The 18,729-nt window shown below is 63.3% G+C and carries 24 protein-coding genes; 8 read left to right on the top strand and 16 right to left on the bottom strand.

The features are described from left to right. The first annotated feature begins 97 nt into the window (after positions 1-97). The 5 genes from GYH29_RS09615 (at position 98) to GYH29_RS24600 (ending at position 3,199) form a co-directional block, all read left to right on the top strand. Positions 98-865, top strand: coding sequence for a tRNA pseudouridine(65) synthase TruC (locus GYH29_RS09615; RefSeq protein ID WP_019102591.1), 768 nt, complete (start codon positions 98-100; stop codon positions 863-865). 21 nt (positions 866-886) lie between these two features. Then, complete coding sequence (locus tag GYH29_RS09610; RefSeq protein ID WP_019102592.1) at positions 887-1,735, top strand: 23S rRNA (adenine(2030)-N(6))-methyltransferase RlmJ; 849 nt, start codon at positions 887-889, stop codon at positions 1,733-1,735. A gap of 20 nt (positions 1,736-1,755) precedes the next feature. Then, positions 1,756-2,310 carry a thymidine kinase gene (locus GYH29_RS09605; protein ID WP_043592251.1) on the top strand — a complete coding sequence of 185 codons (555 nt, stop codon included), beginning with the start codon at positions 1,756-1,758 and terminating at the stop codon, positions 2,308-2,310. A 137-nt stretch (positions 2,311-2,447) separates the two neighbouring features. Continuing rightward, positions 2,448-3,026 carry a LexA family protein gene (locus GYH29_RS09600; RefSeq protein WP_019102594.1) on the top strand — a complete coding sequence of 193 codons (579 nt, stop codon included), beginning with the start codon at positions 2,448-2,450 and terminating at the stop codon, positions 3,024-3,026. Positions 3,027-3,043: 17 nt separating this feature from the next. Next, complete coding sequence (locus GYH29_RS24600) at positions 3,044-3,199, top strand: hypothetical protein (protein ID WP_019102595.1); 156 nt, start codon at positions 3,044-3,046, stop codon at positions 3,197-3,199. 75 nt (positions 3,200-3,274) lie between these two features. On the opposite strand, the gene nagZ is transcribed toward GYH29_RS24600, so the two are convergent. The 16 genes from nagZ to rpoE all read right to left on the bottom strand — a co-directional run bounded on the left by nagZ (position 3,275) and on the right by rpoE (position 16,012). Beyond that, entirely contained in the window at positions 3,275-4,363 is a 1,089-nt protein-coding gene (gene nagZ / locus GYH29_RS09595) for a beta-N-acetylhexosaminidase (RefSeq protein WP_043592249.1), read from the bottom strand. Positions 4,364-4,378: 15 nt separating this feature from the next. Continuing rightward, a complete protein-coding gene (gene acpS, locus GYH29_RS09590; protein WP_043592248.1) occupies positions 4,379-4,768 on the bottom strand; it encodes a holo-ACP synthase in 390 nt (129 codons plus the stop codon). Beyond that, positions 4,765-5,328, bottom strand: coding sequence for a metal-dependent hydrolase (locus GYH29_RS09585; RefSeq protein WP_174243636.1), 564 nt, complete (start codon positions 5,326-5,328; stop codon positions 4,765-4,767). Before GYH29_RS09585 ends, acpS begins: the two co-directional genes overlap by 4 nt. A 5-nt stretch (positions 5,329-5,333) precedes the next feature. Then, a complete protein-coding gene (gene pdxJ / locus GYH29_RS09580; protein WP_019103648.1) occupies positions 5,334-6,059 on the bottom strand; it encodes a pyridoxine 5'-phosphate synthase in 726 nt (241 codons plus the stop codon). Between the two features lie 23 nt (positions 6,060-6,082). After that, a complete protein-coding gene (recO, locus tag GYH29_RS09575; RefSeq protein ID WP_043592270.1) occupies positions 6,083-6,811 on the bottom strand; it encodes a DNA repair protein RecO in 729 nt (242 codons plus the stop codon). Continuing rightward, entirely contained in the window at positions 6,811-7,131 is a 321-nt protein-coding gene (locus GYH29_RS09570) for an antibiotic biosynthesis monooxygenase family protein (protein ID WP_019103646.1), read from the bottom strand. The genes recO and GYH29_RS09570 overlap by 1 nt, the downstream gene beginning before the upstream one ends. 7 nt (positions 7,132-7,138) lie before the next feature. After that, positions 7,139-8,029 carry a GTPase Era gene (era, locus tag GYH29_RS09565; protein ID WP_019103645.1) on the bottom strand — a complete coding sequence of 297 codons (891 nt, stop codon included), beginning with the start codon at positions 8,027-8,029 and terminating at the stop codon, positions 7,139-7,141. Next, entirely contained in the window at positions 8,026-8,745 is a 720-nt protein-coding gene (rnc, locus tag GYH29_RS09560; protein ID WP_370551764.1) for a ribonuclease III, read from the bottom strand. The genes era and rnc overlap by 4 nt, the downstream gene beginning before the upstream one ends. Continuing rightward, positions 8,742-9,104: a DUF4845 domain-containing protein gene (locus tag GYH29_RS09555; RefSeq protein ID WP_019103643.1), complete on the bottom strand. Its 363-nt coding sequence runs from the start codon at positions 9,102-9,104 to the stop codon at positions 8,742-8,744. Before GYH29_RS09555 ends, rnc begins: the two co-directional genes overlap by 4 nt. A gap of 31 nt (positions 9,105-9,135) precedes the next feature. Next, positions 9,136-10,104, bottom strand: a complete 969-nt coding sequence (gene lepB, locus GYH29_RS09550) for a signal peptidase I (RefSeq protein WP_043641598.1) — start codon at positions 10,102-10,104, stop codon at positions 9,136-9,138. Continuing rightward, positions 10,105-11,898 carry a translation elongation factor 4 gene (gene lepA, locus GYH29_RS09545; protein WP_019103641.1) on the bottom strand — a complete coding sequence of 598 codons (1,794 nt, stop codon included), beginning with the start codon at positions 11,896-11,898 and terminating at the stop codon, positions 10,105-10,107. Between the two features lie 173 nt (positions 11,899-12,071). Beyond that, a complete protein-coding gene (locus GYH29_RS09540) occupies positions 12,072-12,311 on the bottom strand; it encodes a glutaredoxin family protein (RefSeq protein WP_019103640.1) in 240 nt (79 codons plus the stop codon). Further along, complete coding sequence (locus GYH29_RS09535; protein ID WP_043592245.1) at positions 12,308-13,726, bottom strand: DegQ family serine endoprotease; 1,419 nt, start codon at positions 13,724-13,726, stop codon at positions 12,308-12,310. The genes GYH29_RS09540 and GYH29_RS09535 overlap by 4 nt, the downstream gene beginning before the upstream one ends. Positions 13,727-13,961: 235 nt before the next feature. Next, positions 13,962-14,921, bottom strand: a complete 960-nt coding sequence (locus GYH29_RS09530) for a MucB/RseB C-terminal domain-containing protein (protein WP_043592242.1) — start codon at positions 14,919-14,921, stop codon at positions 13,962-13,964. Further along, positions 14,922-15,410, bottom strand: a complete 489-nt coding sequence (locus GYH29_RS09525; RefSeq protein ID WP_019103365.1) for a sigma-E factor negative regulatory protein — start codon at positions 15,408-15,410, stop codon at positions 14,922-14,924. Positions 15,411-15,412: 2 nt separating this feature from the next. Then, positions 15,413-16,012 carry an RNA polymerase sigma factor RpoE gene (gene rpoE, locus GYH29_RS09520; protein WP_043592241.1) on the bottom strand — a complete coding sequence of 200 codons (600 nt, stop codon included), beginning with the start codon at positions 16,010-16,012 and terminating at the stop codon, positions 15,413-15,415. 314 nt (positions 16,013-16,326) lie between these two features. Between rpoE and prpB the strand changes: the two genes are divergently transcribed. The 3 genes from prpB to prpC are packed head-to-tail and all read left to right on the top strand — an operon-like array spanning position 16,327 to position 18,708. Then, complete coding sequence (gene prpB, locus GYH29_RS09515; RefSeq protein WP_161523599.1) at positions 16,327-17,211, top strand: methylisocitrate lyase; 885 nt, start codon at positions 16,327-16,329, stop codon at positions 17,209-17,211. After that, positions 17,201-17,527: a cupin domain-containing protein gene (locus GYH29_RS09510; protein WP_161523598.1), complete on the top strand. Its 327-nt coding sequence runs from the start codon at positions 17,201-17,203 to the stop codon at positions 17,525-17,527. The genes prpB and GYH29_RS09510 overlap by 11 nt, the downstream gene beginning before the upstream one ends. Positions 17,528-17,559: 32 nt before the next feature. Continuing rightward, a complete protein-coding gene (prpC, locus tag GYH29_RS09505; RefSeq protein WP_107732358.1) occupies positions 17,560-18,708 on the top strand; it encodes a bifunctional 2-methylcitrate synthase/citrate synthase in 1,149 nt (382 codons plus the stop codon). The last annotated feature ends 21 nt before the right edge of the window (positions 18,709-18,729 follow it).

Raw genomic sequence — 18,729 nt, 5'->3', positions numbered from 1 at the left:
TAAGACATAAAACTACAGCACAGCGGCATCGCCCGCCTTCCAAAGCGGCCCGCCAGCGCCTACAATGCCGGCCTCCCCACCCGTTTCCACCCGCTCCATGCTGCCCATTCTCTACCGCGACGACCGCCTGATCGCCATCCATAAGCCCTCCGGCCTGCTGGTGCACCGCACCGCGCTGGACCGCAACGAAACCCGCTTCGCCGTACAGCTGCTGCGCGACCAGATCGGCCAGCGGGTCTACCCGGTGCACAGGCTGGACAAGGGGACTTCCGGCGTGCTGCTGTTCGCGTTGGACAAGGACATGTGCCGCGAGATGAGCTGGCAATTCGAACGCCAGCAGGTGGACAAGCGCTATATCGCCGTGGTCCGCGGCCACACCGACGACGCCGGCCATATCGACTACCCGCTCAGCCGCCGCCCGGACGACCTGGAATGGATAGGCGAGACCGTGGACACCGCGCCGCAAGCCGCCGTCACCGACTACCGCACGCTGGCGCGCATCGAGCTGCCGATCGAGGTGGAACGCTACCCCAGCAGCCGCTACAGCCTGCTGGAGCTGACGCCTCACACCGGCCGCCGCCACCAGCTGCGCCGTCATCTGAAGCACATCGCCCACCCCATCATCGGCGACGCCACCCACGGCAAGGGCCGGCACAACCGCATGTTCGCCGAGCATTTCGGCAGCCGGCGCCTGCTGCTGGCCTGCGTCGCCATGCAACTGAGCCACCCGGACAGCGGCCAGCCGCTCTTGCTGCAAGCGCCGCCGGCGGACGACTTCATGCAGCTGGCGGAACAGCTGGGCTGGCGCGCCGCGCTGGAGGACGCGCTGCGCGGCCACGCCGAATCCGGTACAATCCGCGGCTGACAAACGCCATATCCCGCCGCCATGCTCAGTTACCGCCACGCCTTTCACGCCGGCAACCACGCCGATGTGCTCAAGCATCTGATCCAGATCGAACTCCTGAACTACCTGGGCCAGAAAGCCAAGCCCTATTGGTATATCGACACCCATGCCGGCGCCGGCGCTTACTCGCTGGTGGAAGGCTACGCCACCAAGAACGCCGAATTCGAATCCGGCATCGCCCGGCTGTGGCGGCGCGACGATCTGCCGGAAGCGGTCGCCAACTACGTCGAGGTAGTGCGCAGCCTGAACGCCGACGGCGAACTCAAGCTCTACCCCGGCTCGCCCTGGTGCGCGGCGGAAGTGATGCCGGCCAGCGACAAGCTGCGCCTGTTCGAGCTGCACCCCACCGACCACCAGTTGCTGGCCGACACCTTCGCCGACGCCGGCCGCCGCGTGCAAATCCAGCAGGCCAACGGCTTCGAGGCGATCAAGGCGATTCTGCCGCCACCGCCGCGCCGCGCGCTGGTGCTGATCGACCCGCCCTACGAGGACAAACGCGACTACCAGCACGTGATCACCGCTCTGAAAGAAAGCCTCAAGCGCTTCGCCACCGGGGTCTACGCCGTCTGGTATCCCTGCCTGCAGCGCGCGGAGATGAAGGAACTGCCCAAGGAAATGAAGAAGCTGGGCGCCAAGAACTGGCTGCGCGCCGAATTGCATGTGCAAAAGCCGTCCAGCGACGGCTTCGGCATGCACGGCAGCGGCATGTTCATCCTCAACGCGCCGTGGACGCTGCCGCAGACGCTGCGCGAAGTGCTGCCCTACCTCGCCCAGCATCTGGCGCAAGACGCCGGCGCCAGCTATGTGCTGGAAACCGGCGGCGACCTTTAAGCCCCACCGAGAATCCATCGATGGCAAAACTCTTTTTCCGCTACGCCGCGATGAACAGCGGCAAAAGCACCCAGTTGCTGCAAATCGCCAACAACTACGAATCCATGGGCAAGACCGTGGCGCTGTTCACCAGCGCCATGGACGACCGTTACGGCTTCGGCAAAATCACCTCGCGCCTTAATCTGCAGCGCGACGCCCGCACCTTCTCGCCGGAACTGAACTTCCTGGCCGAGGACTTCGGACAGACCGCCTGCATCTTGATAGACGAAGCCCAGTTCATAACACCGGAACAAGTGCATCAGCTGCACGAGCTGGCTCACACCCGCAACATTCCGGTGATCTGCTTTGGCCTGCGCACCGACTTCCGCGGCGAACCCTTCCCCGGGTCCGGCATGCTGCTGGCCCTGGCCGACGAAATCGAAGAGATCAAGACCATTTGCGAATGTGGCAAAAAAGCCACCATGCACATCCGCATCGACGCCGACGGCCGCCGCGTCAAGGAAGGCCCTCAGGTGGAAATAGGCGGCAACGCCCGCTACCGCGCGGTTTGCGCCCGTTGCTTCTACCGGCTCTGAAGGCGCCGTCCGCTCGCCGAAACCCGCCCGCGTCAGCGGGCTTTTTTTGCGCTCGCCGCCGCCACTCGCAAAAAAAACTTGCCCTGTCGTTTGATAATGTACACAATCAAATCTGCTTGCATTACAGAGGATTAGCCATGAGCCACGGGGGCAAACGCAGCGGCGCCGGCCGCAAGTCCAGTTACGGCGGCGACAAGACCGTAGCCATCCGCGTGCCGGAACCGCTAAAGCCGGTGCTGGAAGACTGGCTGCACGATTACCGCAGCTGGCGCACCGCCCACAACGCCCAAGCCGACGACGTGCGCACGCTGGCGCGCCACCTCAGCGAACTATCGCTGCCGCTGTTCGCCAACAGCGTGCCGGCCGGTTCGCCGGTGGCGGCGGACGACCTCAAGGAAGACGACGTGGACCTCAACGCCCGGCTGGCGCCGCGGCCGGGCAGCACCTTCCTCGTCACGGTCAAGGGGGAGTCCATGCTGGGCGCCGGCATTCACGACGGCGACCTGCTGGTGGTGGACCGCGCTGCGGAAGCGCGCAACGGCAAGGTTGTCGTAGCGGCGCTCAACGGCGAACTCACGGTGAAGCGGCTGGAAAAAACCGCCAAGGGCATCCGCCTGTTGCCGGAAAACCCGGAATTTCAGCCGATTCCGGTGCCGGAAGACGCCGCCTTCCATATCTGGGGCGTCGTCACCAACGTCATCCACAAAGTGGACTGAACCTTCGGGAGAACACCATGGGACACACTCAAGCGCAATACGACAGCATCAAGATGAAGTTCATGGATTGGCGCCGGCTGCCGCGCGCCTTCCGCGCGGTGATCCAGGGCCAGCCGCAAGTACTGGTCAGCCGTCCTGGACGCGACTTCTACGTGCCTGTGCAGTTTGTTTAAACGCCCTTTCCAAACGACAACGGCCCGGGCGTCCATGCGTCCGGGCCGTCTTTCCGCCGATCATTGTCGACGGCTCTAATTCGCCTCGCCCACATCCGGCCCGCGCATCGCGTCCGCCGGCATGTTCAAACGCTCCACCTGGGCGCGCGCCGCGGCGAAAGCCGGGCCGGCCAGTTCCCCCGCCCAATCCGCCGCCTTGCCGGCCATGCGCTCCAGCCGCCGCGCCAAGTCCGGCTGCGCCGGCGCCCGCAGATTGGCCAGAATCAGATCGGTCTGCCGGGGATCATTGCAAACCAACACCATATCGCAACCGGCGGCCAGCGCCGCGTCGGCGCGCTGCACGAAGCCGCCGGCGCCGGCCGCCCCCTCCATGTCCAAAGCGTCGGAGAAGATCACGCCGTCGAAACCCAGCCGGCCGCGCAGCACATCCTGCAGCCAGACCCGCGAGAAACCGGCTGGCTGCGCATCCACCGCAGGGTACAACACATGGGCGGGCATCACCGAACCCATGCCCGCCGCCGCCAAGCGGCCAAAAGGCACCAAGTCGTCCGCTTCCAGTTCGGCCAGGCTGCGGCCGTCTTCCGGCATCACGTGGTGGCTGTCTCCCTCGACAAAGCCATGGCCGGGGAAATGCTTGCCGCAGGTGGACATGCCCCCGCGCGCCAGACCACGCTGCAGCGCTTCGGCCAGCTCCGCCACGATGGCCGGATCACGGTGGAAGCTGCGGTTGCCAATCACCGCGCAACGCCCCCAATCCAGGTCTAGCACCGGAGTGAAGGACAAGTCGACGCCGCAGGCGGACAACTCGGCCGCCAGCACGTAGCCGACATTTTCCGCCTGCGCCAGCGCTGCCGGACGGTCTTGCTCCCACATCCGGCCCAAGACTTGCATCGGCGGCAAGCGGGTGAAACCGTCGAGGAAGCGCTGCACCCGGCCACCTTCGTGATCCACCGCGATCAGCAGGTGCGGGCTGCGCAGCGCGCGGATTTCCGCGGTCAACGCCTTCAGTTGTTCAATGTCCTGGAAATTGCGGCGGAACAGAATCACCCCGCCCACCAGCGGATGCGATAAGCGCCGCTTCTCTTCGTCCGTCAGCCGCAGGCCGGCCACGCCCGCCATCACCGGCCCGCGCGGCAAGGCCGCGCTCTGTTGAGTCTGCTGCATCGGTTTGCTTTCTATCTAGCCGGGCGCGGAGCGCTCCAGCACCACAAAAGCCAGCGCGTGACCACGCTCGTCGCTGATAGACAGATGACGCGCGCCCACGCCGCGCTGACTTAAAAAATCTTCCAATTTGGGGCTAAGCGCCAACAGCGGCTTACCCCATTCATCATGCTCGACCCAGATCGCCGTCAGCAGCGCCGGCTCGCGCACGCCGGTGCCAAGCGCCTTGGCCAGCGCTTCCTTGACCGCGAAGCGCTTGGCCAGGAATCGCGCCGGATCGGCGCTGTCGACGAAGGCCTGCTGCTCGGCCGGCGCCAACATGCGCCGGCCCAGCTTGAAACCCCAGCGCTGGAACATCGCGTGCATGCGTTCGATTTCCACCAGATCAGTGCCAATGCCGTAAATCATCGCCCGCCCTCCCCGCGTCCGCGCAACCAAGCCGCGCGGGCCATCCAAAGCAGCAGACAAGGCAGCCAGACGTACAGCAACTCCGAGCTCAACACCCGAAGACCCTTAGCGCCCAGCCAACGGCTGGGCGTCAACGGCGAGCCCTCGATCGGCCGCCAGTCGAACAAGAAACGCCCCTGGTGCCAGGGCATCGCCAGCGCCGGGCCATGGGTGGCGTCGGTCCACATGTCCAACAGCGCGTGTGAAGCCACCGCCAGGCTGAGCACCGCGAAGGCGCGCATGGGCCCCAGGCTCAGCCGCCGCCACCAGCGCCGCCCGAACACGGCCAGCAGGCCGCCGGCGATCAAGGCCAGGGTCAGCGAATGAGAGATGCCTCGATGCCCCCAGGGGCTGGCGTAGGGAATGCCCAGCTTGAAAGTGATCACGTCCAGGTCCGGCAGCATCGCCGCCGCGCCGCACAGCAACAGCCACCCGGCCATGCCGGGCGCGCTCAGCGGCCGCTGCGCGCACAGACCGGCCAGCGTGGCGCCGGCCAAGGCGTGGGTAACGACGGTGGGCACAGCGCTTAACCGCGAGCGGCCGCCATCAGCGCCTTCATCTCCTTCACCGCCTCGGCGAAGCCGACAAACAGCGCCTGGGCGACGATGGCGTGGCCGATGTTCAATTCGGCGATCTGCGGAATCGCGGCGATCGGCTGCACATTATGGTAGTTGAGACCGTGCCCGGCGTTGACCACCATGCCCAGCTCGGCGGCGAAAACGGCGGCATCGCGGATGCGCGCCAGTTCGGCGTCGCGCGCCGCGGCGTCATGGGCGTCGGCGTAAGCGCCGGTGTGCAACTCCACCACGCGCGCGCCGGCGTCCCAGGCGCGTTGAATCTGCGCGCGGTCCGGGTCGATGAAGATGGACACGCGAATGCCGGCTTCCTGCAAGCTGCGGGTATAACGACTCACATCGGCAAAGTGGCCGATGGCATCCAGGCCGCCCTCAGTAGTGACTTCCTCGCGCTTTTCCGGCACCAGGCACACGTCCTCCGGTTTCACCGCCAACGCATTGGCCAGCATTTCCTCGGTCATCGCCATTTCCAAGTTGACCCGGGTCTTGACCGTCTGGCGCATCGCCACTACGTCGGCGTCCTGGATGTGGCGGCGATCTTCGCGCAGATGCAAGGTGATCAGGTCGGCGCCGGCGGTTTCCGCCACCAGCGCGGCCTCCACCGGGCTGGGATAACGGGTGCCGCGCGCCTGGCGCAAGGTGGCGACGTGATCGATGTTTACGCCCAACAGAATCATATTCACTCCCGATTAGGTTCGCCTCAATCCGACAAGGAATTGACGGCTTGCAATAGCTCGCGCGAAGCCAGCGGCTCCTCGCCCAATAAAGCGGTCAACCATACCCGCATCAGCGCCCGCGCTTCAAGCCGGGTGGAGGCCTCCGCGTAGTCGTCGGCCTCTATCGCCAACAGGCTGGCGCCGCTGAGCCGCAGCCCGCGCTCCAGGCTCTGGCCGGCGTCGCGCTCCGGCGCGGCGTTGCCCTGACACCAGTAGCTGACGCTCGCGTCCACCTCCGCGCCGTCGCCGTCGCGCAGCAGGCTGGGCGCGTAGCCCAACACCTGGGTCAGCCTCAGCTCATAACGGCGCAACACCGCCGCCAGGCCGCTTTGGCGCGCCAGGCCGCGCACCGCGGCGTCGTAGACGGCGAAGGCGCGCGGTTCGGGGTCGTCGCGCGCGGTCAGCTTCATCATCAATTCGTTCAGGTAAAAACCGCAGATCAGCGGCAGGCCGGAGAGCTGCGGCACGCCGCCGTCCCAGTCCGCGCTGTGCAGGGTGCGCAGCTCGCCCTTGCCGAACCAAGACAGGGTCAGGGGCTGGAACGGGAGCAGCAGGCCGCGCAGATCAGCCCGAGGTCGCCGCGCCCCGCGCGCCACCACCGAGAAACGGCCATGGTCGCGGCTGAGGACCTCCACCAGCAAGCTGGTTTCCCGGTAGGGCTGCGCGTGCAGCACATAGGCCGGCTGGCGGTCCACCCTGCCCGGCTGACTCATCAGGCGCCCCCGGTCGACGGCCGCGGACATGCGGCAGCCGCACTCACGTTGAAGGCGAACACCCGATACCAGGCTTCCGGCCCGTAACGCTGCGCAATCAGGCGCTCTGCGCACTGACGCCAGGCGGCGATGGCCTCGACACTGTCCCAGTAGGACACGGTGTCCCGCCCCGGCTCGCCGCGTTCCAGTCCAAGAAAGCCGGCCTGGCAAGCCGCCAGTCGGGCGATGCGTTCCAGCAGCTCGCGGCTGCCGGGCATCTCCTGGCCTTGCTGCAGAGAAAAAATCACCGTCCAACAGGACGGCGCCAAATGATAGTGCATGAGAGCTTCAGTCCAGGCCGAATTCCCGCAGGAAACGAACGTCGTCGGCCCAGCCGGACTTGACCTTGACCCAGACTTGCAGGAAAACCTTGCCGTCGAACAGCTTTTCCATGTCCATCCGCGCCTCGGTGGAGATCTTCTTCAGTTTCTCTCCGCCGCGGCCGATAACGATGGGCTTCTGGTTCTCCTTGTCCACCAGCACGCCGATATGGATGCGGCGCAAGTCGCCGTCCATCTCGAACATCTCCACTTCCACGTTCATTTCATAGGGCAGCTCTTCACCCAGATAGCGGAACAGCTTCTCGCGCACGATCTCGGCGGCCAAGAAGCGTTCGCTCTTGTCGGTAACCATGTCCTCCGGATACAGCGGCATCGATTCCGGCAGGTGCGGACGCACCTGTTCCAGCAGCTCGCTCAAACGCTGGCCGTGTTTGGCGCTGACCACCTCAACGCCGGCAAAGGCGAATTCCGCCTGTACCTCGGCGATGAAGGCCTGCAACGCGTCGCGGTCCTTGGCCTTGTCCAGCTTGTTCACCACCAGGATCACCGGTTTGCGCTTGGGCAGCAAAGCCATCACTTCGCGGTCGGCGCCGGTGAAGCGCATCGCCTCCAGCACAAACAGCACGCAATCGACGTTGCCCAACGAATCCTTGACGCTCTTGTTCAAGGTCTCGTTGAGTGCGCCCTTGTGAAAGGTCTGGAAGCCAGGGGTATCTACGAAGATGAACTGAGCATTGTTCTCGGTGTGGATACCGGTGACGCGGTGGCGCGTGGTTTGCGCCTTTTTCGAGGTAATGCTGACTTTCTGACCGATCAGATGGTTCATCAGCGTGGATTTGCCGACGTTGGGACGGCCGACGATGGCGACAAAGCCGCAGTGGTATTGGATCTCAGTCATATACGTTTCTTACTCGCAGCGAGTTTTTGTTCCAGCAGGATCAGCGCCGCTTCGGCGGCCTGCTGTTCGGCGGCGCGGCGGCTGCCGCCTTCGCCTGTGGAGCCTATCGCCAGTTCGCCCAAGTCGCACTCCACGCGAAACCATTGCTCATGGGCTTCGCCGCTTTGCAACAGTATCCGGTATTTGGGCAAGGCCAGCTTGCGCGCCTGCAGCGCTTCCTGCAAGCGGGTCTTGGCGTCCTTGGCCTGACGGGTGGTGTCGATGGACGATACGCGTTCAGCGTAGAGCCGGCGCACAACCTGCTCCGCGCGCAGGAAATCGGAGTCGAAGCTGACCGCGGCGAAGGTGGCTTCCAGCGCGTCGGCGAGAATGGATGGCCGGTTGAAACCGCCGCTCTTCAGCTCGCCCTCGCCCAAGTAGAGGTAATCGCCCAGCTTGAGCTCGTGGGCGATCTCGGCCAGGGTGTTCTGGTTGACCAGATTGGCGCGCAGCCGCGACAGCTCGCCCTCGGTCAGTTTGGGAAATTGATCAAACAGCATGCGGGCGACCGTGTAGTTGAGGATGCTGTCGCCCACGAATTCAAAACGCTCGTTGTTGCCGGCGCCGTAGCTGCGGTGCGTCAAGGCTTGACGCAGCAACTCCGGCTTCTGAAATGCGTAATCCAGCGCCTGACACAGGCGCCGGAATCTATTGTCGGTTGGTATCACTTGGCTTATTGCGGGGGCTGGCCCGCTTGGGTGTCGAATTTGAACAGCAGACTGATATTGGAGAACAAAGGCACTTCGCGCTGATAAGCGGCACGGATGTACACAAAATTACCGCCGGCCACCACCACCAGGTTTTCACCCTTGATCGAGGCGATGCCGGCCACGCCGGCCCGCTGGTTGAAATCCCGGCGAATCGAAGACTCGCCGACATTGCTCTGTGCGGACAAGGCGGTGATAGCCTGGCGCACCTCGGCATACTCCGAGTACACCGGCATCACCTTCATGCCCAGTACGAGGACCGCGCCCAGCACGATCATCACCAGCAACACGGAAAACAGCGACAGGCCCTTCTCACGGCTGAAATGCATAATGCGCTCCGAGCTTGCGATCTTGCGTTTATCAGTGAATGGTTTTGCCAATGCGCGACAGGTCGCCAAAGTTCATCCAGATCATGAAGGCCTTGCCCACCATCAGCTTGTCGTCGACAAAGCCCCAGTAGCGGCCGTCCAGGCTGTTGTCGCGGTTGTCGCCCAGCATGAAGTAATGGCCGGCCGGCACTTTGCAGACAAAACCATTGTCATCATAGCGGCAGTTGTCGCGGAACGGGAAGTCCTGCACTTGGCTCAAGGCTACTGTAGGCGAACCTTCGTTGTTCAGCACCGAGTAAGTGCGCTGACCCATGGTTTCCTTGTAGCGCTTGGCGTTGACCATCATCAGGCCCTGCTCCAGATACTCGTAGTTGCCGTCGTCTGCGTCCGGCAGCGGCTTGCCGTTGACGGTCAGACGCTTGTCGCGATACTCGACCACGTCGCCGGGCAGGCCGATGGCGCGCTTGATGTAGTTGACCTTGGGATTCGGCGGGAAATTGAACACGACCACGTCGCCGCGCTCCACCTTGTTTACCGAGGCGAACACCGTGTTCAACACCGGCACGCGCAGACCGTAGGTGAATTTGTTCACCAGAATGAAATCGCCCACCACCAGGCCCGGACGCATCGAACTACTGGGGATCTGGAACGGCTCGGCAATGAAAGAGCGCAGCAGGAACACCACCAGAATCACGGGAAAGAAACCGCGCGAATAATCGACGAAATGACCGGCCGGGGTCTCGGCGGCTCGGCGCTTGGCCAACACCAGCTTGTCCGCCAGCCATACCGCGCCGGTGATCAGCACAAAGACCAGCATCACCGCGGTGAAGCTCATGTAGTTGGACAGCAAGCCAAAACCGCCGATCAGCACCGCCAGGTAGCCCCACTGCACCGCCTGCGGCCAATCCTTGGCGCCCTCTTGCTTCTTGCCGCCAAAAGCGATCAGCATGCCGCCGATCGCCACCGCCACGACAAACACCCAGAACAGATTTCCGCCCACTTATTTGTCCCCTACTTGAAGAATTGCCAGGAATGCTTCCTGCGGAATTTCCACGTTGCCCACCTGCTTCATGCGCTTCTTGCCCGCTTTCTGCTTCTCCAGCAGCTTTTTCTTACGGGTGATGTCGCCGCCGTAGCACTTGGCCAACACGTTCTTGCGCAAGGCCTTGACCGTCTCGCGGGCGATGATGTGGCCGCCGATGGCCGCCTGCACCGCGATGTCGAACATCTGGCGCGGAATCAGTTCGCGCATCTTGGAGACCAGTTCGCGGCCGCGGTAAACGCTGGAGGCGCGGTGCACGATCAGCGACAGCGCGTCGACCTTCTCGCCATTGACCAGCACGTCCAGCTTGACCAGATCAGCGCTCTGGAATTCCTTGAACTCGTAATCCAGCGAGGCGTAGCCGCGGCTGGTGGACTTCAGTTTGTCGAAGAAGTCCATCACCACTTCGTTCATCGGCAGATCGTAGGTGAGCATCACCTGGCGGCCCATGTACTGCATATTACGCTGCACGCCGCGCTTCTGGTTGCACAGCGTCATCACCGCGCCGACATAATCTTGAGGCACCAGGATGGTGGAGGTGATGATGGGTTCGCGCAACTCGTCGTACTTGCCGGCTTCCGGCATCCGCGACGGGTTGGACACCACTTCCACCGTGCCGTCCTTCATCACCACTTCGTAGTTCACCGTGGGCGCGGTGGTGATCAGGTCCATGTCGAACTCGCGCTCCAGGCGCTCCTGCACAATCTCCAGATGCAGGAGACCGAGGAAGCCGCAGCGGAAGCCAAAGCCCAACGCCTGCGACACTTCCGGCTCATACTTCAACGAAGCATCGTTCAGTTGCAGCTTTTCCAGCGCGTCGCGCAGCGATTCGTAGTCATGACTTTCCACCGGATACAGCCCGGCGAACACCTGGGACTGCACTTCCTTGAAGCCCGGCAGCGCCTCGGTGGCCGGCTTGGACACCAGGGTGATGGTGTCGCCGACCTTGGCCGATTTCAATTCCTTGATACCGGCGATGACGAAGCCCACCTCACCCGCGTTCAGACTCTGACGCTGGACGGATTTAGGCGTGAACACACCCACCTGCTCGCACAAATGTTCAGCGCCGGTGGCCATGAACTTGATCTTGTCCTTGGGCTTCAGCGAGCCGTCGATCACGCGCACCAGCATCACCACGCCGACGTAGTTGTCGAACCAGGAGTCGATGATCAGCGCCTTGAGCGGACCTTCGGCCTTGCCCACCGGGGGCGGCACCTTGGTCACGATGGTTTCCAGAATGTCCTCGATGCCGATGCCGGACTTGGCCGAAGCGCGCACCGCGTCCGCCGCCTCGATGCCGATAATGTCTTCGATTTCCTGGCTGACGCGCTCCGGCTCAGCCGCCGGCAGGTCGATCTTGTTCAGCACCGGCACCACTTCCACGCCCAGATCAATGGCGGTGTAGCAGTTGGCCACGGTTTGGGCCTCCACGCCTTGCGAGGCGTCCACCACCAACAGAGCGCCCTCGCAGGCGGACAACGAGCGCGACACTTCATAGGAAAAGTCCACGTGCCCCGGGGTGTCGATCAGGTTCAGGTTATAGATCTGGCCGTCGCGAGCCTTATAGCTCAAGGCCGCGGTCTGCGCCTTGATGGTGATGCCGCGCTCTTTCTCGATGTCCATCGAGTCCAGCACCTGGGCGCTCATTTCGCGCATTTCCAGGCCGCCACAGAATTGAATGAAGCGGTCGGCCAGGGTCGATTTGCCATGGTCGATATGGGCAATGATCGAGAAATTTCGAATGTTTTTCATGATATCCAGCAAAAGATAAGGGCACGCTAGCGTGCCCGGAACTGCCGATGGAAGCCGCGGGCCTGATGAAAGCGGCCCATCATCAGGATTGCGACCTCTAAAGCCGTTAACAGCCCATCCAGCAAGCGGGGGCACCCAAGTGCCCCCGACATAAACTCACACTGGCGCGGATTTTAGCCGATTTCACCCAAATGTGCAGCCAATGCGGCTTGATCCAGACGCCAATGGCAGATTTCGGTCTCATCCTCCATCAGCACAGGCACCAGCTCGTTAAAGCGCCGCTCAAGCTCCGGGTCGGCGTCGACATCGACCACATCCAGCTCAAAGCCGTAATGTTCGCGCCAAGGCTGCAGCTCGGCCAGCATCTGATGGCACAAGCTGCAGTACTCGCGAAAATACAGCGTCAGCTTCACTTACCGTCGCCCACCGGCAACGGGATGAACTGGGTAACCCCCTGACGCAGCACTTGCAACGCGATCGACGACCCCTTCTTGGCCGCGGACAACGCGGACTTCAGCTGCTCGACATTGGCCAGCGGTTCGCTGCCGATGCCCACGATCACGTCGCCTGGTTGAATGCCGGCGCGCATCGCGACATTATTGGCGCCGCGCACCAGCAAGCCGTACTTGATGCCGGCGCGCTGCAACTGAGCCGGGTTCAACACCTGCAGCCGCAGGCCGATCTGGGAGAAGCTCTGCTCGGCCGGCCGCTCCTGCTGCGAACCGCGGTATTCACGCTGCGCTAGCCTCGGATCCTGGTCCTGCTGCTCCACCGGCACCACCTTGACGGAGATGGCGGCGCGAGTCCGCCACAGACCCAAGGTCACCGGCTTGCCGGGCGGAATGCTGCCGATCAGCCGCTGCAGATCAGAACCGGACTCTACCGGCTTGCCGTCCACCTGCTGGATGATGTCGCCGGGCTTGACACCGGCCTTGGCCGCAGGGCCGTTCGGCTCCACCGCGTTGATCAGCGCGCCGGCCGGCTTGGCCAGACCGAAGGAGGCGGCCAGATCCTGGCTCAACTCCTGGATCACCACGCCGATCTTGCCGCGGCTGACATGGCCCTTGGCCTTTAGCTGAGCCACCACGTCCATCGCCACGTCGATGGGGATGGCGAAGGAAATGCCCATGAAACCGCCGGAACGGCTGAAGATCTGGGAGTTGACGCCCACCACTTCGCCCCGGGCGTTGAACAGCGGGCCGCCAGAGTTGCCGGGGTTGATCGCGGCGTCGGTCTGAATGAAGGGCACGAAGGTTTCATCCGGCAGCATGCGGTTCTTGCCGGAGACGATGCCGGACGTGGCGGTGTTCTCGAAACCGAACGGCGAGCCGATGGCCAACACCCCTTCGCCCACTTTCAAGGCATTGGCGTCGCCGCGGCGCACCACCGGCAGCTTGTCGGCTTCTATCTTCAATAGCGCCACGTCGGTGCGAGCGTCGGAGCCTATCACCTTGGCCTTGTACTCGCGTTTGTCCGTCAGCTTGACGGTGATCTCGTCGGCGCGGGCCACCACGTGGGCATTGGTCAATATATAACCGTCGGCGGAAATGATGAAGCCGGAACCCAGCGACGATTCCTGTCGCTCCTGGGCGCGCGGCGGCGCGAAACGGCGGAAGAATTCAAAGAAGGGGTCGCCGCTCATGCCCTCGGGCAGATCATTGCTGACCTCGCGCACCGTGGACTTGGTGCTGATGTTGACGACGGCCTTGCCCTCGTTAGAGACGATCTGGCTGAAGTCCGGCAGTTCCGCGGCCATTGCAGCGGGCGCTGAGCCCGCCATAATAGAGGCCGCCAGCATGGCGGAAACAATCAGTTTTTTAACCGGCATGAGCGCTCCATCTTGATATGTTGTGGTTAAGACGCGCCGGCGGGAGCCGGCTGAGGGATTGCGGCGGCGAAGCGGCCGCGCGCCAGGCGCTCAGCCGCAAGATTCGCCGCCAGAAAAAACAGGCGAGCCAGCGACAAGACGCCGGCTCGAGCCCCATCCGGCCCGCTCCGCGCAAGCGCGCCGCCGGAGATCAGGCCTCCGGACGGGCTCGCGGAAACGTCGACGGGGTTGGCCATCATGGCTTAAGGCTGACTTTCAACCCTTTCAACAGCCCCATCATCGCCGGCTCGGGCATGTCGCCCACCGCGGTCAGCTGGTAGCTGCCCTGCGGACCGGTGGCCATATTGATAGCGCCGTGCAGATTGCTGCTGCGCTCCAGACGCGCGCCTTCCGGCTGCGTCTCGACGAACAGCGACAACATCACCAGACCGTCCGAATACACCATGTGGCGCACCGACTTGCCCGCCTGGCCCGGCAGGCTGCGCTGCACCGAGCGCAGCAGATGGAAGCCGTTGGGCAGACCGGACACGTCGTTGTCCACCTGCGCGCCGGCCGGCGGCATCGACGCGCCGCCCGAGCGCAGCAGGAATTTCTGCGCGAACTTGGGCCGATAGGCGCGCTTGTCCTTGGGGCCGGTCAGGTCGATGTCGGTGAAAGTAAACTGCTCCACCGCTTCGCCCTTGGGCGACAAGGTGACCATTTTCAAAGGCAGGGAGGTCAGCGGCTCCACGCACATGCGCAGGCTATAACGCTGCCTGTCCTTGGGCCGCAGTTCCAGCAGATTGCAATCGCGTTGTGCCACCCTGTCGCTGCCGACGTGTTTGAGCGAATACGACTGATTGATCTCGCTCATATCTTCCGGCAACAAGGCGGGAAACAAACGCATCGCGCTGATCTTGGCCGCGTTCAAGGCCTTCTTGTCCGGCGCGAAACAGGCCAACTCATTGCCTTTGCGGACAATTTCGCGAGAAGGCCCGTCCAACGACGTCCGCTTCTCCCGCATGGCGTCGCCTTGGCCTTCCCTGACGATGTGGAAGGTTTCCAGCGTGCCGTTCATCTGGTGCAGATAGGTGCCGTTCAGCGCCTGCTGGCGTCCGGCAGCCGCCACATTGCGCAGCAGCTGCCAGTCATCCTCTGCATGGGCGGCAGGCGCCGCCGCCACAACCATCAAGCTGATCAGAGGAATTACACGCATTTAACGGCGAGCTCCGTTTCCGTAGGATACTTTCATATTGCCTTGTTCGGAGGTCACTTCCTGATGAGCCAGCAGATAGGGGTCGTCGCGCTCGGGCTGGCTGGCTTGCGCCGGCTGGACCACTTGCACCGGAACGCCCTTGTCCGCCACCAACGAGGCCGGCTCGCCGCGGTGCGTCAGCTGCTGCCAGCCCACCACGGCTGCAAAGCTGACGCTGGCGGCCAGCGCCACCGCGCCGGCGGTGCGGGCGCGAGCCGGACGCAACCAGCGCCGCGGCGCAAGCACCGTGGGCTCGTCCGCCAGCCGGCTGGCGACCTGCTCTCGCACATTGAGCGCAACCATGCGGTTGGCGCGCATCGCGTCGCCAATCAAGTGATACTCGCCCCAGGCGGCATCCAGTTGCTTGTCAGATGAAATGGAAGCGATGGCTCTGGCTATGTCAGTGTCGTCCAGTTCGCCATCCATCATCGCGGATATCGTTTCTTTCATACCTACCACCTTCTGTTCTTGGCCGTATCCAGCAAAGGCCTGAGCTCGGCAGCAATCGCCTCGCGCGCCCGGAAAATCCGCGAGCGCACGGTGCCTATCGGGCAATCCATCACCTTGGCGATTTCATCGTAGGATAGACCGTCCATTTCCCTGAGCGAAATTGCGGTTCTTAGTTCCTCCGGCAAAGCCTCCACGGCGGCATTGACCGTTGCCAGAATCTCCTTGTTCATCAGCTCGGTTTCGGGCGTGTTCAGGTCAGGCAGCTGCGACGCCATGTCGAAGCTTTCACCGTCCTCGTCCTCTATCTCGCTGTTGACCACCGGACGACGTCCGGAGGCGCTAAGGAAATTCTTGGCAGTATTGATGCCGATTCTGTACAGCCATGTGTAAAACGCGCTCTCGCCACGAAACGACGGCAAGGCACGATACGCTTTGATAAACGCTTCTTGCGTCACATCCTCGATGTCAGCGCCGTCGCGGATAAACCGCGACAACAACCTGGCGAGACGTCGCTGATACTTGGCAACAAGCAGATCGAAAGCTCTTTTTTCACCTCGCTGGGCACGCTCCACCAACTGTTGATCGAGATCCCGATCACTCATGTCGTTGTTATGCTCCCTGATTTGCCCACTGTCGTGTTTGTGGTCGTTTATGTGGACTGTGACTAGACCACCGCGCTTGCGATGAGTTCCCCCACGCGATTCAGCTGCGAAACATAACAGACCTCGGACAAAACTTGAACATTTGTTTTAACCGTATTGCCAGCGCGCAAACCAGCCCTTACACTCCTACCAAGCACTTGCTTGAATGACATAGAGATAACAATCAAAGCCAAGAGTTCCCGGAATCGCCTTCTCGCTTCCGGCTCAAGTCCTTCCTGGCCTTGGCTTTGTCCGCAATTAAGGAATCCAACGCGATGAGCACTCCCGGCCAACGCTTCCGTCAGGCGGTAGCACAAGAACAGCCCTTGCAGGTGGTGGGCGCGGTCAACGCCTACGCCGCCCGGCTGGCCGAACACTCCGGCTTCAAAGCCCTGTATCTGTCCGGCGGAGGCGTGGCCGCCTGCTCCTGCGGCATTCCAGACCTTGGCATCACCACGCTGGAAGACGTGCTGATCGACGTGCGCCGCATCACCGATGTAACCGAGCTGCCGCTCTTGGTGGACATCGACACCGGCTGGGGCGGCGCCTTCAACATCGCCCGCGCTGTCCGCAGCCTGGAAAAAGCCGGCGCCGCCGCGGTGCACATAGAGGACCAGGTACAGCAGAAGCGCTGCGGCCACCGCCCCAACAAAGCCATCGTCAGCCAAGAGGAGATGGTGGACCGCGTCAAGGCGGCGGTGGATGCGCGCCGCGACGACGACTTTGTGATCATGGCACGCACCGACGCGCTGGCGGTGGAGGGCCTGGACGCCGCCATCGAGCGCGCCGTCGCCTGCGTCGAGGCCGGCGCCGACATGATCTTTCCGGAAGCGATGACCGAGCTGGCGATGTACCGCCGCTTCGCCGAGGCGGTGAAAGTGCCGGTGCTGGCCAATATCACCGAATTCGGCGCCACGCCGCTGTTCAACACCCGAGAGCTGGGCGAACACGGCGTCGGCCTGGTGCTCTATCCCTTGTCCGCCTTCCGCGCGATGAGCCAGGCCGCGCTCGGCGTCTACGGTGCGATCCGCCGCGACGGCGGCCAGCAGGCGGTGCTGGACGCCATGCAGACGCGCGCCGAGCTGTACGAGCATCTGGACTACCACGCCTACGAACAAAAACTGGACGCCTTGTTCCGCCAGGAGGGCGGTGCCGAATAATCTGTTCGGCGACATCCCGGCGCAACTGCCGGAAGAGTTGCTGCAGACCTTGTTCAGCGGCGAGAAAGGCTTCCGCGTCGAACGCATCGTGTCGCGCGGCCATTCTTCGCCGGACGGCTTCTGGTATGAACAGGATGAAGAAGAATGGGTGCTGTTGCTGTCCGGCGCGGCCGAACTGGAATGCCAGGACCCGCCCCAGCGTCTCAGGCTGACGCCAGGCGATTGCGTGGCCATCGCGGCGCGCCGCCGCCACCGCGTGGCCTGGAGCGCGCCGGGGCAGGACAGCGTCTGGCTGGCTGTTTTCTACGAAAAATAATCATTCCGCAGGTCTGCGATCAGGAGAAAACCATGAGCGAAACCGTTGTTGGCATCAAACCCAAGAAATCCGTAGCCCTGTCCGGCGTCGCCGCCGGCAACACCGCGCTGTGCACCGTAGGCCGCAGCGGCAACGACCTGCACTATCGCGGCTACGATATCCTCGACCTCGCCGGCCGCTGCGAGTTCGAGGAAGTAGCCTATTTGCTGGTGCACGGCAAGCTGCCGAACAAGGCCGAGCTGGTTGGCTACAAGAAAAAGCTGAAATCGCTGCGCGGTCTGCCCGCCGCAGTGAAGGCCGCGCTGGAAGCGCTGCCGGCCAGCGCCCACCCGATGGACGTGATGCGCAGCGGCGTGTCCGCGCTGGGCTGCGCCTTGCCGGAGAAGGACGATCACAACCTGGCCGGCGCCCGAGACATCGCCGACCGGCTGATGGCCAGCCTGGGTTCGATGCTGCTGTACTGGCATCATTTCAGCCACAACGGCAAGCGCATCGAGGTGGAAACCGACGACGACAGCATAGGCGGCCATTTCCTGCATCTGCTGCATGGCGAAAAACCGTCGCCGGAATGGGTGCGCGCGATGCACACCTCGCTCAATCTGTACGCCGAGCATGAGTTCAACGCCTCCACTTTCGCCGCCCGCGTCATCGCCGGCACCGGCTCGGACCTGTACAGCGCCGTCACCGGCGCCATCGGCGCGCTGCGCGGCCCCAAGCACGGCGGCGCCAATGAAGTGGCCTTCGACATCCAGCAGCGCTACGAAAGCCCGGCCGAGGCCGAGGCCGACATCCGCGAGCGCGTGGAACGCAAGGAAGTGGTGATCGGCTTCGGCCACCCGGTCTACACCATTTCCGACCCGCGCAACAAGGTGATCAAGGAAGTGGCGCGCGAGTTGTCCAAGTCCGCCGGCAACAGCAAGATGTTCGACATCGCCGAACGCCTGGAAACCGTGATGTGGGACATTAAGAAAATGTTCCCCAATCTGGACTGGTTTTCCGCGGTCAGCTACCACATGATGGGCGTGCCCACCGCCATGTTCACCCCCTTGTTCGTGATCGCCCGCACCAGCGGCTGGAGCGCACACGTGATCGAGCAACGTCAGGACGGCAAGATCATCCGCCCCAGCGCCAATTACATCGGCCCGGAAGACCAAGTCTTCGTGCCGCTGGAACAGCGCTGACCGGACCGGGGGCCACCGCGC

Origin of the sequence: Chromobacterium haemolyticum (assembly GCF_009936155.1) — a bacterium.
GTDB lineage: Bacteria > Pseudomonadota > Gammaproteobacteria > Burkholderiales > Chromobacteriaceae > Chromobacterium > Chromobacterium haemolyticum.
Note: the sequence above shows the minus strand (reverse complement) of the source record. Positions and strands in the feature narration are given on the sequence as shown.

Bases quoted from the DNA above. Each gene is read 5' to 3' on its own strand.
- GYH29_RS09530 (WP_043592242.1), bottom strand. From the start codon at position 14,921: ATGCGTGTAATTCCTCTGATCAGCTTGATGGTTGTGGCGGCGGCGCCT.
- GYH29_RS09535 (WP_043592245.1), bottom strand. From the start codon at position 13,726: ATGCCGGTTAAAAAACTGATTGTTTCCGCCATGCTGGCGGCCTCTATT.
- prpB (WP_161523599.1), top strand. From the start codon at position 16,327: ATGAGCACTCCCGGCCAACGCTTCCGTCAGGCGGTAGCACAAGAACAG.
- nagZ (WP_043592249.1), bottom strand. From the start codon at position 4,363: ATGCAGCAGACTCAACAGAGCGCGGCCTTGCCGCGCGGGCCGGTGATG.
- GYH29_RS09605 (WP_043592251.1), top strand. From the start codon at position 1,756: ATGGCAAAACTCTTTTTCCGCTACGCCGCGATGAACAGCGGCAAAAGC.
- GYH29_RS09525 (WP_019103365.1), bottom strand. From the start codon at position 15,410: ATGAAAGAAACGATATCCGCGATGATGGATGGCGAACTGGACGACACT.
- GYH29_RS09615 (WP_019102591.1), top strand. From the start codon at position 98: ATGCTGCCCATTCTCTACCGCGACGACCGCCTGATCGCCATCCATAAG.
- GYH29_RS09600 (WP_019102594.1), top strand. From the start codon at position 2,448: ATGAGCCACGGGGGCAAACGCAGCGGCGCCGGCCGCAAGTCCAGTTAC.
- GYH29_RS24600 (WP_019102595.1), top strand. From the start codon at position 3,044: ATGGGACACACTCAAGCGCAATACGACAGCATCAAGATGAAGTTCATG.
- GYH29_RS09610 (WP_019102592.1), top strand. From the start codon at position 887: ATGCTCAGTTACCGCCACGCCTTTCACGCCGGCAACCACGCCGATGTG.
- rpoE (WP_043592241.1), bottom strand. From the start codon at position 16,012: ATGAGTGATCGGGATCTCGATCAACAGTTGGTGGAGCGTGCCCAGCGA.
- lepA (WP_019103641.1), bottom strand. From the start codon at position 11,898: ATGAAAAACATTCGAAATTTCTCGATCATTGCCCATATCGACCATGGC.
- prpC (WP_107732358.1), top strand. From the start codon at position 17,560: ATGAGCGAAACCGTTGTTGGCATCAAACCCAAGAAATCCGTAGCCCTG.
- GYH29_RS09555 (WP_019103643.1), bottom strand. From the start codon at position 9,104: ATGCATTTCAGCCGTGAGAAGGGCCTGTCGCTGTTTTCCGTGTTGCTG.
- acpS (WP_043592248.1), bottom strand. From the start codon at position 4,768: ATGATTTACGGCATTGGCACTGATCTGGTGGAAATCGAACGCATGCAC.
- recO (WP_043592270.1), bottom strand. From the start codon at position 6,811: ATGAGTCAGCCGGGCAGGGTGGACCGCCAGCCGGCCTATGTGCTGCAC.
- pdxJ (WP_019103648.1), bottom strand. From the start codon at position 6,059: ATGATTCTGTTGGGCGTAAACATCGATCACGTCGCCACCTTGCGCCAG.
- era (WP_019103645.1), bottom strand. From the start codon at position 8,029: ATGACTGAGATCCAATACCACTGCGGCTTTGTCGCCATCGTCGGCCGT.
- GYH29_RS09570 (WP_019103646.1), bottom strand. From the start codon at position 7,131: ATGCACTATCATTTGGCGCCGTCCTGTTGGACGGTGATTTTTTCTCTG.